This is a genomic window from Limnohabitans sp. 2KL-3, from assembly GCF_001269405.1.
In the GTDB taxonomy this organism is placed as follows: domain Bacteria; phylum Pseudomonadota; class Gammaproteobacteria; order Burkholderiales; family Burkholderiaceae_C; genus Limnohabitans_A.
The window spans coordinates 70,890-83,233 of record NZ_CXON01000015.1 but is presented as its reverse complement, the minus strand read 5'-3'; the positions used below and the strand labels follow the sequence as shown (position 1 = coordinate 83,233).

Genomic DNA, 12,344 nt, shown 5'->3' with positions numbered 1-12,344 from the left:
GAATAGGTCAACGGCGGCTGCAGGCCTGAATCAGTTAGCCACCCTAATTGGGGTGCCGTCAATTTTTTAGGGTCGGCTTGAGGCTGGTAGCGGTCATTCACAGGTCGAAGCCAATGAAACGCTCAATTGCGCCTGTAAACACTGCAAGGCTGACCCGTCCAGCGTTTGAATGCTCGCTGAAAAGTGGGACTGTCACTGAAACCCAGCTCGCTGGCCAGTTGCACCAGGGACACGTTGGATGACGACAACCTTGAGATCGCCAAGTCGCGTCGCAGATCATCCTTGAGCCATTGCAGGGAAGTGTGCTCCGCCGTCAGGTGGCGCTGGAGGCTGGAGGAAGAGGTGTGCAGTTTGTCGGCCACTTCTTCCAGAGTCAGCCATCGGGGGTAACTGCTCATCAGGCAGTTGCGCACTTTCTGCCCGGTGTGGCCAAAATGGCGGGGGGGCGAAATGATTTGGGTGTAGGCATCGGTGAGGAAGGTGCGCAGCGCAGGCTCGTCCCTGCTCACAGGGGTCTGCAGTTCCGTTATTCCAAACCAGAAACCGAAAGCGTCTTGCTGATAACGCCGAGTGGCTGGAAAAATGAACTGGTACATCTCGTGGTGACCGGGGTCGGCGTAGGCGAAATCGAAGTGCCGGATCGGCAAGGGCGAATTCAAAAGCCATGCTGACAGACGCCAAAGGACACGCACCATGGTCTCTTGCGCAAAAACTGGGATGTCTCGGGCCGGGTTGGCTGGTGCCATGTGCAAGCCCGCTTCTTGATGGTTCACTTGCAAGGAGAAAACAATGTCGTCTTGCAGTAGGTTAAGCGCCGAGCTCATGCGTTTGAGCGCACGCCGAAGGTCTGGCGCAGACAGGCCCTCGCGCGCGGTCAACGCGAAGCTGCCCGGCTTGAAAGGCCGGGAGAACAGGCCCAGGCATTCGTCTTTCAAGTCGTGCATCAATGCATAAAAAAGCGCTGCGTACTGGATGGGGGTAACCCCACGGTCGCCGGGGGTCCGTAGGGCTTTGGGGTCAATCCCGACCTGACGTAAATAGCCATCCAGATCGACATCCTTGCCTTCGAGGCCTGAAAGCAAGCCGAACACAAAGACAGGGGCAATATAGGCCCCCGGGTTTTCCCGGGGTTGTGTGAAGTTGAGGTCTTTTGCCATTGTCTTGAGGTGACAAGCTATCGCGATGAGGTACTGCTGAGTCTAGCATTTGAGCCATGCGAGCGGGCAGAAAAAGTCGGCTTGAAATCCATCAAGTGCAAAGGACTGGGCATGAAAAATGTGGTGTGCGTAGCAGGGGTCGGCATGGTGCCGTTCACCAAGCCCGGGGCCAGTGAGCCCTACCCCCAAATGGCCTCCAAGGCTGTCAAAGCCGCTCTGGCCGATGCGGGTCTGGACTACGCCAAAGTCCAGCAAGCTTATGTGGGCTATGTGTATGGCGACTCCACCGCCGGGCAGCGCGCCCTGTACGAAGTGGGCATGACGGGCATCCCCGTCGTCAACGTGAACAACAACTGCTCCACCGGTTCCACTGCGCTGTTTCTGGCGCGTCAGGCGGTGATGAGTGGCGCGGCCGACTGCGTGCTGGCGCTGGGTTTTGAGCAAATGAACCCAGGTGCCTTGGGTACGGTCTTTGCTGACCGGCCCAGCCCCTTCGAACACTTTGACGATGCCACGCAGATCCTGGTTGGCCGTAGCGAAATTCCTCTGGCGCTGCGTTATTTCGGCGGCGCAGGTCTGGCCCACATGGAAGAGTTTGGCACGCCCATGAGCACATTCGCCAAGATCCGCGCCAAGGCCAGCCGCCATGCGTCCAACAATCCCCTGGCGCTGTTTCGCACAGTGGTCACCGAAGAAGAGGTGATGAACGCCCCGGTGATGTGGCCCGGTGTCATGACGCGCCTGATGGCCTGCCCGCCCACCTGTGGCGCAGCAGCTGCCATCGTGTGTTCGGAAACCTTTGCCCGCCAGCATGGCCTGAGCACGGCCGTGCGCATTCGGGCTCAGGCCATGACCACCGACACGCCCGTCACTTTCGAGGCCCGCGACATGCGGGAAGTGGTGGGCTCCAGCATGGCCAAGGCCTGTGCCGATCAGGTCTATGCAGAAGCGGGCATCGGCCCTCAGGATATTCAAGTGGTCGAGCTGCATGACTGCTTTGCCCACAACGAATTGCTCAGCTATGAGGCGCTGGGCTTGTGCGAGCGCGGTGGTGCCCAGAAGTTCGTCGAAGACGGAGACAACACCTACGGCGGCAAGTTCGTGACCAACCCTTCTGGTGGCTTGCTGTCCAAAGGCCACCCGCTGGGGGCCACGGGGCTGGCGCAATGCACGGAACTGGTTCAGCAACTGCGCGGCCATGCCGACAAACGGCAGGTCGAAGGCGCTCGCATCGCCCTGCAACACAACCTGGGTTTGGGGGGCGCCTGTGTGGTCACCCTTTATGAAAGGACTTCCGCATGATCGACAAGAAATTCATCGGCTACCAGCTCAAGCCGTCCAGCCTGTACATGGACCGCACACGCCTGCAGTTCTTTGCCAAAGCGATTGGCGAACAAGACCCGGTGTACACCGATCCGGCTGCGGCCCAGGCGGCAGGTTACCCCGATCTGCCCGCACCGCCCACCTTCATGTTTGCAGCCGAGCTCGACAGCGGCGCGAACGACCAGCTTTTGATGGATCTGGACATTCCCCTGACCAAGCTGCTGCACGGTGAGCAATCGTTTCGTTACTTCAAGCCGGTGTGTGCGGGCGACACGGTGAATGTCCAGTCGACCATCACCGACATTTACGACAAAAAAGGCGGGAAGCTGGAGTTTGTTGTCAAGGATTCGCGTGCAACCAACCAGAAGGACGAACTCGTGGCCCAGATGCGAACGGTTTTGGTCGTGCGTCATTGAAACAAGAGGGAAAAAACATGCCATCCAACATTCGCGTGGGCGACCAGCTGCCCGCATTGCAACTCGGACCGGTCAACCGCACCACATTGGCGCTGTTTGGCGGGGCCTCGGGCGACCACAACCCCATCCACATCGACATCGACTTTGCCCGTCGTGCGGGCATGCCCGATGTGTTTGCGCAAGGCATGCTGGGCATGGCCTGGCTGGGGCGGCTGATCACGCAGTGGATTCCCCAAGGGCAGTTGCGCCAATACGACGCAAGGTTCGCGGGCATCACCCATTTGGGCAACACCATCACCTGCACGGGAGAAGTGGTGGAACTGATGGAGCTCGATGGCGAGGCCTGTGCCCGCATCGCATTGACTTCGTCCAACCAGTTTGGACAAAACAAGATCATGGGCGAGGCCATTGTGGCCCTGGCCTGAAGAAAACAAAAGGAATATCAGTCATGACCAAAAAACTCGAAGGCAAAGTTGCGCTCATCACCGGTTCGGGGCGTGGCATCGGCCGCTCGATTGCACTCAAGCTGGCCGCTGAAGGCGCGCGCGTTGTCATCAATGATCTGGACGCAGCACCTGCTCAGGAAGTGGTGGATGAAATCCGCAAAGCTGGCGGTCAGGCCGTCGCCTGCGTGGGCAGCGTGACCGCACCTGATTTCGCCGAACGCTTTGTGGGCACTGCGGTCAGTGAATTCAAAGGCTTGGACATCATCGTCAACAACGCGGGCTACACCTGGGACAACGTGGTGCAGAAGATGACCGACGAGCAGTGGTACGCCATGATGGACGTGCATCTGACCGCGCCGTTTCGCATTCTGCGCGCCGCGCAACCGGTGATCCGTGCACTGTCCAAGCAAGAAAAAGACGCTGGTCAGACCGTGGTGCGCAAAGTGGTGAACATTTCTTCGGTCGCCGGTTTGTTTGGCAATGCCGGGCAAACCAATTATTCGACGGCCAAAGCCGGTATCACGGGCATGACGATGACGCTGGCCAAGGAGTGGGGCCGCATGAATGTCACGGTCAACTGCGTGGCCTACGGCTTCATCAAGACCCGCCTGACCGTGAGCGCCGAAAGCGACTCGACCGCCAACATCGATGGCCGCGACATCAAGGTGGGGGTCAACCCCGACCTCATGGCCGCCATGGAGCGCATGATTCCGCTGGGGCGTGGGGGGTCGCCCGACGAAGCTGCTGGCGCGGTGTACCTGCTATGCATTCCCGAGTCCGACTACATCAGCGGCCAGACACTGATGTGCAGCGGTGGATTGACGGGGATCTGAGGCCATGAACATGCTGCCCCAGTTGCACCGCCACGCCTGGATGGATGCCGACATCGAGGCTTTCCGGGATCAGGCACGGCGCTACATCGAGCGCGAATTGGTGCCGCACATGGACGAGTGGCGTCGCCAGGGCTTCATCCCGCGCGAGGTCTGGCGGCCCTTTGCCGAACTGGGTTTCCTGCTCCCCGAGCTGCCCGAGATCTACGGTGGTGCCGGGGCCAACCTGGCCTACCAATTGGTGGTACAGGACGAGCTGGCCCGCGCTGAGGTGCCTGCCAACACGGCGGTGCACTCCATTGCCGTGCATTACATCCTGGACTACGGGACCGAGGCACAAAAGCAGCGCTGGCTGCCCAAGCTGGTCAGTGGCGAGCTGTTCGCTGGCATCGCCTTGACCGAGCCGGGCTGTGGTTCCGACCTGAAAGCGTTGCGCACCAAGGCGGTCAAGCAGGGCGATCAGTACGTGATCGACGGCGCCAAGACCTTCATCACGAACGGCTACATCGCCAACTTGCTGGTGGTGGCGGTGCGCACCGGAGGTGCGGGCAGTGGTGGTGTGTCTTTGATGGTTCTTGAGACCGAAAATTTGCCAGGCTTTCGGGTGGGCCGACGTCTGGAAAAACTGGGTCAACATGCCTCGGACACGGCCGAGCTGTTCTTTGATGGCGTTCGTGTCGATGCCGACCAACTGTTGGGCGAGCAAGAGGGCCTGGGCTTTCGCCAACTGATGAGCCAGCTGCCTTATGAACGCCTGTTGCTGGCCGTGCCTGCCGCTGCCGTGATTGAAAAAGCGCTGGAACTGACGGTGGACTACACGCGCAACCGCAAGGCTTTTGGGCAGAGCGTCTTTGACTTCCAAAACACGCGTTTCAAGCTGGCCGAGTGCGCCACGCTGGCCCACGTTGTGCGCAGCTTTGTGAACGACTGCGTGCAGCGCATGCTGGATGGCACCTTGGACAACGAAGCGGCCTACATGGCCAAGTGGTGGTGCACCGAGCAACAGGGCAAGGTGACGGACGAGTGCCTGCAGCTGTTTGGCGGCTACGGTTACATGGCCGAATACCCCATAGCCCGCCTGTACGCGGATGCACGCATCCAGCGCATTTACGGCGGCACCACCGAGATCATGAAAGACCTGATCGCCCGGAGGCTGGGTACATGAGCGCGCAGTTGAATGCCCCGCTGGTCGGTGTGCGCATCGTCGAGTTTGAAGGCATTGGGCCAGGCCCGCTGGCTGGACGCATGTTGGCTGGCCTGGGTGCCGAAGTTACCGTCATTGCCCGGCCACAGCAGGGGGTGGTCGCCGCGCAGTTGGCGGGCGGTGGCGACAACCCCATGCATGACGGCAAGACGGTCGTTCGCATGGACCTGAAACAAGAGGCATCTCGCCTCGATGCGCTGGCCATGGTGGCACAGGCCGATGCGCTGATTGAGGGCAATCGCCCGGGCGTGATGGAGCGCTTGGGATTGGGGCCTGCCGAGTGCGCCCGCGTCAACCCACGCATTGTGTATGGCCGCATCACTGGATGGGGGCAAAGCGGACCTTTGTCGCAAGCGGCCGGACACGATTTGAACTATGTGGCGCTGACGGGTTTGTTGGCCTTGTCAGCGCACCGCGGTGAGCGGCCTGTGGTGCCGCCCACGGTGGTGGGTGATGCCAGTGGTGCGCTGGGCCTGGCGTTTGGCCTGGTCAGCGCGGTGCTGGCGGCCCGCACCACCGGTCAGGGCAGCGTGGTGGATGCCGCCATTGTGGACATCGTGGCCATGCTGGGCGGCCTTGCGCACTGGATCCATGACAGCGGCCAGCTCGGCACAGAAAAGCCCAGCGCTTTTCACGATTCACCGTTTTACGATGTGTACCGCTGCGCCGATGGTGGCCACATCACTCTGGGGGCACTGGAGCCGCAGTTCTACGCACTGCTGATGAACAAGCTCGGTTTGTCGGACGTTCCGCTGGACAAGCAATACGACGTCAAGGACTGGCCCGTTTTGAAAGCCCGCATGACGGCCTTGTTTCTGACGCAGTCGCGACAGCACTGGTGTGCGTTTTTGGAGGGCACCGACGCTTGCTTTGCTCCTGTCTTGTCTCTCGATGAAGCAGCCCTTCATCCGCACAACGTCGCTCGCAGCACACTGACCCGGACCCCCTCGGGTGCGACACGCAGCCATGCCGCACCCCGGTTCACACCTTTGCCAGGAGTCACAAGCCCATGACTGATGCGCAGCGCCATTCGCCCATGCTGGAGGCTCGGGATATCACGCTCAAGTTTGGCGGTGTGACCGCGCTGGCCAACATCTCGATCGACATTGGCCATCAAGAGCTGGTGGCGCTCATTGGTCCCAATGGGGCTGGCAAGAGTTCTTTGCTGAATGTGCTGTCCGGCTTTTACCGCCCCAGCCAAGGTTCTGTGCGTTTTGAGGGCCAGGACATCGGGCGCTGGCCGGTGCACAGTGTGGCGCAAGCAGGCCTGGCCCGTACTTTCCAGGGCACACACTTGCTGCCTCACATGAGCGTGCTCGACAACATCCTGGTGGGTCGTTACATGCACATGAAAAGCTCACTGACCACCGCTTTTTTCTATTACCCGTTTGCGCACCGGGAAGAGCTGGCGCACCGCGCCGTGGCCGAAGAAATCCTGGATTTTTTGGAGCTCGAACACCTGCGGCACCACCCGGTGGGGACCTTGGGTTATGGCATGCGCAAGCGGGTGGATCTGGGACGGGCGCTGGCCATGGAGCCGCGCATGCTGCTGCTGGATGAACCCATGGCCGGTATGAACGTGGAAGAAAAAGAAGACCTCGCCCGTTTCATTCTGGACATCCGAGAGTCGCGTCAGATTCCGGTGGTGTTGGTGGAACACGACATGGGCGTGGTGATGGACATTGCCGACAGGGTGATCGTGCTCAATTTCGGCCGCAAGATTGCCGACGCCAGTCCAGCTGATGTGCAGCAAGACGAGCAAGTGATTGCCGCTTATCTGGGGGTGCACGCATGAGCGCAGACAAGCTATTCCCGCAGACCTTGCCGCAATGGTTGCTGCACAACGCCGCCACCCGCCCCGACGAGGTGGCGCAAAGGCACAAGCGCGATGGCATCTGGAAAGAATTCAGCTGGGCCGATGTGCGCGACGAGGTGCGCGAATTGGCCCTGGGTCTGCGTGCACGCGGCGTGCAGCGCGGCCAGACCGTGGTGTTGATGAGTGAAAACCGCCCCGAACTGTATTGGGCGGAATGGGCGGCTCAGGCCATAGGAGCCAAGGTCGTTGCCTTGTACCCGGACGCGACCGAAACCGAAGTGGACTATGTGGTGCAGGACGCGCAGGCGGTGTGCGTGTTTGCAGAAGACCAGGAGCAGGTCGACAAGGTACTGCCTTTGATGTCACGCTACACCGGCCTGCACACCGTGGTGTGGTGGGAGTCGGGCGGGCTCTGGTCCTATCGGCAAGATGGCCTTTTGGGGTGGGATGCTTTCAAGGCCCCGGCCCGACCCGCCAAGTCGGAAGATGCAGCCTGGTTTGAGCAGGTCATCGCTCAGGGACAAAGCAAGGATATTGCTTTGTTGTTGTACACCTCGGGCACGACCGGAGCGCCCAAAGGGGTGATCACGACACACGCATCGATGCTGCACAACGCCGACCTCATTGGTCAGTCGGTTCAGTTGCCTCAAGGCTGTGAATACCTGTCTTACATCCCGCTGTCCTGGGCCACGGAGCAGTGGGTGGGGGTCACCCTCGGCCTGATTCGCCCGATGCGGGTGAGCTTTGCCGAGCGGCCGGACCAGATTCAGGAAGCGATTCGTGAGCTGGCCTGCGAGATGGTGTTTTTTGGTCCACGGCAGTGGGAAAGCCTGGCAGCACGGGTGCATACCCGCATGCTGGATGCTCCGCCCTGGCGGCAAAGTGTGGTGGACTGGGGCCTGCGCATCGGTCGCTTGGCGCGTGCCGAGCAGATGGACACCACCCAACGCCCGTGGTGGGTGCGGGCGCTGTTGCCACTGGCCGATGCCCTGGTGCTGCGGCCACTGCGTGATCAGCTGGGGCTTCAGCGTGCCAAGATCGCTTTCACCGGCGGCGCGGCCGTCGCGCCCGACATCTTTCGTTTGTTTGCCGCCATGGGCGTGATGCTGCGCAACGTCTACGGTTGCAGTGAATTCGGCCTGGTCACGGTGCACCAAGGCAATCAGGCCAATCCCGAAACCATTGGCCAGTTGGTGCTCCTGCCCAGCGCCTGGGGCGAGCCCATGCAGTGGCGTCTGGCCCCCACCGGTGGGCTGGAGTTGCGTGGCGGTGCTGGGTTTGCGGGTTATTGGGGAAAGCCCGAAAAGAGCGCCGAAAAGATGAACGGTGAATGGTTTCAGACCGGTGATGCCGTGGGGCAGGGGCCGACACAGACCGAGCTGATCTATTACGACCGTGTCGAGCACATGAGCAGCCTCAAGGGCGGGCACACCTTTTCCAAGCAGTTCATCGAGGTGCGCTTGCGCTTTTCACCCTACATCCGGGAAGTGATGGTGGTGGGTGATGTCACCCGCGATAGCGTCACGGCACTGGTCAACATCGACGGCGATGTCTTTGGCCGTTGGGCCGAGCGCAAGGGGGTGTCTTTCACCACTTTCACCGACCTCTCGCAGCGTCCCGAGGTGTTGGCTCAGGTCGCGTCGGAAATCGCGCAGGTCAATCGAACCTTGCCAGAGGCGGCTCGCATCACCCATTTTGTGAACTTGCCCAAGGAGCTTGATGCCGACGAAGGTGAACTCACACGCACCCGAAAACTCAAACGCGATTTCATCGAGCAGCGCTATGGCCGCTTGATCGATGCCATGTACGCAGACCAGACCCAGGCCGCCATCGAGATTCCGATCCGCTATCAAGACGGACGAACGGGTGTGCTGCGTGCGGATGTCACCGTCGGGCGCATCGCCGCACAGCGGATTTCGGAGAACTGAACCCATGATCGACTTCTTCAACTACATCATCAACGGGTTCCTGCAAGGCCAGATCTACGCCTTGCTGGCGCTGGGCTTCATGGTCATTTACAGGGCCAGCAAGGTCTTCAACTTTGCGCAGGGTGAACTCATGATGCTGGGTGCCTACGCGGTCTGGACACTCACCATCGGTGCAGACCTGTCGCCCTGGCTGGCAATTCCATTGGCCTTCGTGTGCGCCATTGTTTATGGCTGGCTGATCGAGCGGCTGTTTTTTGAACGGCTGGTGGGGGAGTCGGTCTTTTCCATGGTGATGGTCACCATTGGTCTGGTGATCCTGATTCGCGGCATCGTGCTGGTGGTTTGGGGGCCTGCAGACCGTTCTTTTCCAGTGCTCTTGCCACCGGCTCCCCTGATCGTGGGGGACATGATCTTCCCCTCCAATCTGGTGATCGGTGCCTGTCTGACCTTGGTGGTGACTTTGGGCATGTCGTGGTTCTTCAACCGCACCCGTGCGGGGCTGACCCTGACGGCTGTGGCCGAAGAGCCCACCACAGCGATCTCGCTGGGCATCTCGGTCAAGCGTGCTGTCACCTTGGCCTGGATGATGGGCTCGGTCATTGCCACGGCGGGCGCCATCGTCTTGCTCACGGGCCGCTCCATCACCGTCCAAACGGCGGATGTGGCACTGGCTGCACTGCCTGTGGCCTTGCTGGCAGGCCTGGAATCCATTGGTGGGCTGATCTTGGCCGGTGCCATTGTGGGCATTGTTCAGGCTTTGGTGGCTGCTTATATTGATCCTGCGATCGGTGGCGCTGCGTCATCCATCGTGCCTTTTGTATTCATGCTGCTGATCTTGCTGGTGCGTCCCACCGGCTTGTTCGGTTGGCGCCATGTGGAGCGTGTGTGATGGACCCGTCTGGCGTTTTTTTTACCAACTATGCGGGCGACCGCTCCCTGATTCGTACGCGCGCGCAATGGGCCAGTCTTGTGCTTGTGGTGCTGGCCTTGGCGACTGCGCCATGGTGGGCATCCGACCGCTGGGTCAGCATCGGCTACACCACCTTCATCACGGCGGTGGCCGTGATCGGTCTGCAAATCTGCACCGGCTATGCGGGGCAGATCAACTTAGGGCAATCGGCGTTCATGGGGGTGGGTGCCTACGGCGCGGCTGTGGCCATGGGGGCCGGATGGGACGCGGCCGCGGCGCTGGTGATCGGGGGCGCTGGTGCGGCCCTGTTTGGCGTGATGTTTGGTTTGACGGCGGCGCGCATCAAAGGCTTTTACTTGGCACTCACGACCATCGCAGCGCAAGCCTTGTTCCACTTTCTGGTGCTGAATTTGCCTCAGTCCTGGCTGGGCGGTGCCGGTGGCTTGCATGTGGAATCCATTTCAGTGTTCGGCCTGTCCCTCGAAAACGACCGCGCCATTTACTGGTTTTCATTCGCTGTGCTGCTGATCATGACGGCGGGGGCCTTTGGCATCGTGCGCTCACGCCATGGCCGCAGCTTTGAAGCCGTGCGGGACGATGATGTGGCCGCCGGCATGATGGGCATACCCGTTGCCGCAACCAAGGCCCGGGCATTTCTGGTGAGCGCGTTTTTTGCCGGTGTGGCGGGCGGTCTGTGGGTGGTGGCCTTGCGCCATGTGTCCATCGAGCAGTTCACGCTCTTCAATGCCATCTGGATGATCGCCATGATGATTGTGGGCGGATTGGGCTCCATCGTCGGTGCGCTGATTGGCACCGTCATGATCCAGCTGGCCCGCGAGGGGGTAACCAGTCTGGGCCCGAGCTTCATGCAATGGGTGCCCTCATTGGGGCAAGACTTTGTCTTTGCCGCCATGAACGTCTTGTTGGGCACCGTCATCATTCTTTTCCTGCTTTTCGAGCCCAAGGGCGTGATGCACCGCATCCAGATCACCAAAAAGGCCTATCGACTCTGGCCCTTTCCGTACTGACCGTCATGGGGCGGCTTCTTTCACCACCACAGGAGACACACATGAGAAAACTGATGAATTGGACGGCACGCGCCGTGACGGCTGCAGGCATGGCTGCTGCAGCCATGGCCCCGGTTTCCGCGCAAACGGTTTACCAGGTGCCTGCCTTGTCGGATTACTCCGGCCCATTTGCCGCGATCATGCCGATGGTCGGACCCGGGCGCGAGGGCGTGGTGAACTGGTGGAATGCCGAAGTGGGCGCCAAGCTCGGCGTGAAGCTGGACATGAAAACCTATGACACGCGCTACGACACGGCCCAGACGGCCAGCCTCTGGCCCGGTGTGCTGGCCACCAAACCCCTGATTGGCTTGTCTTTGGGTGGGCCGGACGTAGCGGCTGTTCAGCAGCGCCTGCCGACCGACAAGGTGCCCATGATCTTGGGCTCTGCCGCCACAGGTTTCAGCTGGCGACCTAACCAGTGGGTCATGTCCACGCGGCCCACATTTGTGCATGAGTTCACCGGCTTCGTCGAGTGGTTCCAAAAGACCAAAGCCGGTGGCTCGCGCCCCGTCAAGGTGGCGATGTTCACCACCGAAGCTTCCCCCACTTTTGCCGATTTGGGCAAGGGCATCAACGCCTATGCCAAGGCCAACCCCACCAAAATCAATCTGGTGGAAATGGTCTATGTGGAGCCGCAGCCTGCGGACGTGACCCTGCAACTGCGCCGTGTTCTCAATGCCGGCGCTGAACTGATTTTGGTGCCCACCAATATCCAGCAGGCGGTGGCCGTCAAGCGGGCGATGCAGGCTTTGGGAAAGAACGTGCCCATGGCCTACAGCATTCACAACTCGCCAGCCATGCTGCAAAAACTGGTCGGTGGCATGGCCGCCATGGAGGGAGACTATGAGGTCCATTCCGGCGTGATCGCCACAGAGGAAGACAACGAGACCAAAAGGTTTTATGACATGTTGGTGGCCAAGTACGGCATGAAAGCACCCTGGCATTCGCTGACCACCGTGGGCATGAGCCAAGCCTTGGTCATGGTGCGCGCCGTCGAGACGGCTGCACGCAAGCATGGTGGTGACAAGCTGACCGGTGAGTTGCTTTACAAAACCCTGATTGATACCAACTTCTCAGGCAAAGACTTTTTTGGATACAGCGGTGGCGACATCGATTACTCGGTCGAAGCGCCGTTTCCAACCCGTGATCCACGCGTCAACATTGGCCAAGTGGTGGGGGGCAAGCTGACCACGTCGGCCACGCAGGTGCCCGTGCCCAAGCTTGCCAAGTGGTAAAGCAAGGCAGCT

Annotated in this window: 12 protein-coding genes; 11 read left to right on the top strand and 1 reads right to left on the bottom strand. The window is 60.5% G+C overall.

What is annotated here, in order from left to right:
- Window positions 1-122: 122 nt before the first annotated feature.
- The gene (locus tag AMM41_RS16285; protein ID WP_089961396.1) at window positions 123-1,157 is read right to left on the bottom strand and encodes an AraC family transcriptional regulator; all 1,035 of its coding nucleotides are present in this window, start codon (window positions 1,155-1,157) and stop codon (window positions 123-125) included.
- A 111-nt stretch (window positions 1,158-1,268) separates the two neighbouring features.
- On the opposite strand from AMM41_RS16285, the gene AMM41_RS16280 reads away from it, so the two are divergent.
- Genes AMM41_RS16280 through AMM41_RS16230 form a run of 11 tightly spaced genes read left to right on the top strand, consistent with a single transcriptional unit; the run spans window position 1,269 to window position 12,332 of the window.
- A complete protein-coding gene (locus AMM41_RS16280) occupies window positions 1,269-2,459 on the top strand; it encodes a lipid-transfer protein (protein WP_089961515.1) in 1,191 nt (396 codons plus the stop codon).
- The gene (locus AMM41_RS16275; RefSeq protein ID WP_089961393.1) at window positions 2,456-2,896 is read left to right on the top strand and encodes a MaoC family dehydratase N-terminal domain-containing protein; all 441 of its coding nucleotides are present in this window, start codon (window positions 2,456-2,458) and stop codon (window positions 2,894-2,896) included. The genes AMM41_RS16280 and AMM41_RS16275 overlap by 4 nt, the downstream gene beginning before the upstream one ends.
- 17 nt (window positions 2,897-2,913) lie before the next feature.
- On the top strand, window positions 2,914-3,321 hold the full coding sequence (locus AMM41_RS16270; protein WP_089961510.1) for a MaoC family dehydratase: 408 nt from the start codon (window positions 2,914-2,916) through the stop codon (window positions 3,319-3,321).
- A 23-nt stretch (window positions 3,322-3,344) separates the two neighbouring features.
- Complete coding sequence (locus AMM41_RS16265; RefSeq protein WP_089961390.1) at window positions 3,345-4,175, top strand: SDR family NAD(P)-dependent oxidoreductase; 831 nt, start codon at window positions 3,345-3,347, stop codon at window positions 4,173-4,175.
- A gap of 10 nt (window positions 4,176-4,185) precedes the next feature.
- Complete coding sequence (locus tag AMM41_RS16260) at window positions 4,186-5,337, top strand: acyl-CoA dehydrogenase family protein (RefSeq protein ID WP_089961507.1); 1,152 nt, start codon at window positions 4,186-4,188, stop codon at window positions 5,335-5,337.
- Window positions 5,334-6,389, top strand: a complete 1,056-nt coding sequence (locus AMM41_RS16255) for a CaiB/BaiF CoA transferase family protein (RefSeq protein ID WP_089961386.1) — start codon at window positions 5,334-5,336, stop codon at window positions 6,387-6,389. Before AMM41_RS16260 ends, AMM41_RS16255 begins: the two co-directional genes overlap by 4 nt.
- Entirely contained in the window at window positions 6,386-7,171 is a 786-nt protein-coding gene (locus AMM41_RS16250) for an ABC transporter ATP-binding protein (RefSeq protein WP_228769320.1), read from the top strand. Before AMM41_RS16255 ends, AMM41_RS16250 begins: the two co-directional genes overlap by 4 nt.
- Entirely contained in the window at window positions 7,168-9,120 is a 1,953-nt protein-coding gene (locus tag AMM41_RS16245) for an AMP-dependent synthetase/ligase (protein ID WP_089961385.1), read from the top strand. The genes AMM41_RS16250 and AMM41_RS16245 overlap by 4 nt, the downstream gene beginning before the upstream one ends.
- A gap of 4 nt (window positions 9,121-9,124) precedes the next feature.
- Entirely contained in the window at window positions 9,125-10,009 is an 885-nt protein-coding gene (locus tag AMM41_RS16240) for a branched-chain amino acid ABC transporter permease (RefSeq protein WP_089961380.1), read from the top strand.
- Window positions 10,009-11,058: a branched-chain amino acid ABC transporter permease gene (locus tag AMM41_RS16235; protein ID WP_089961377.1), complete on the top strand. Its 1,050-nt coding sequence runs from the start codon at window positions 10,009-10,011 to the stop codon at window positions 11,056-11,058. Before AMM41_RS16240 ends, AMM41_RS16235 begins: the two co-directional genes overlap by 1 nt.
- Window positions 11,059-11,099: 41 nt before the next feature.
- Window positions 11,100-12,332: an ABC transporter substrate-binding protein gene (locus AMM41_RS16230; protein ID WP_194944828.1), complete on the top strand. Its 1,233-nt coding sequence runs from the start codon at window positions 11,100-11,102 to the stop codon at window positions 12,330-12,332.
- The last annotated feature ends 12 nt before the right edge of the window (window positions 12,333-12,344 follow it).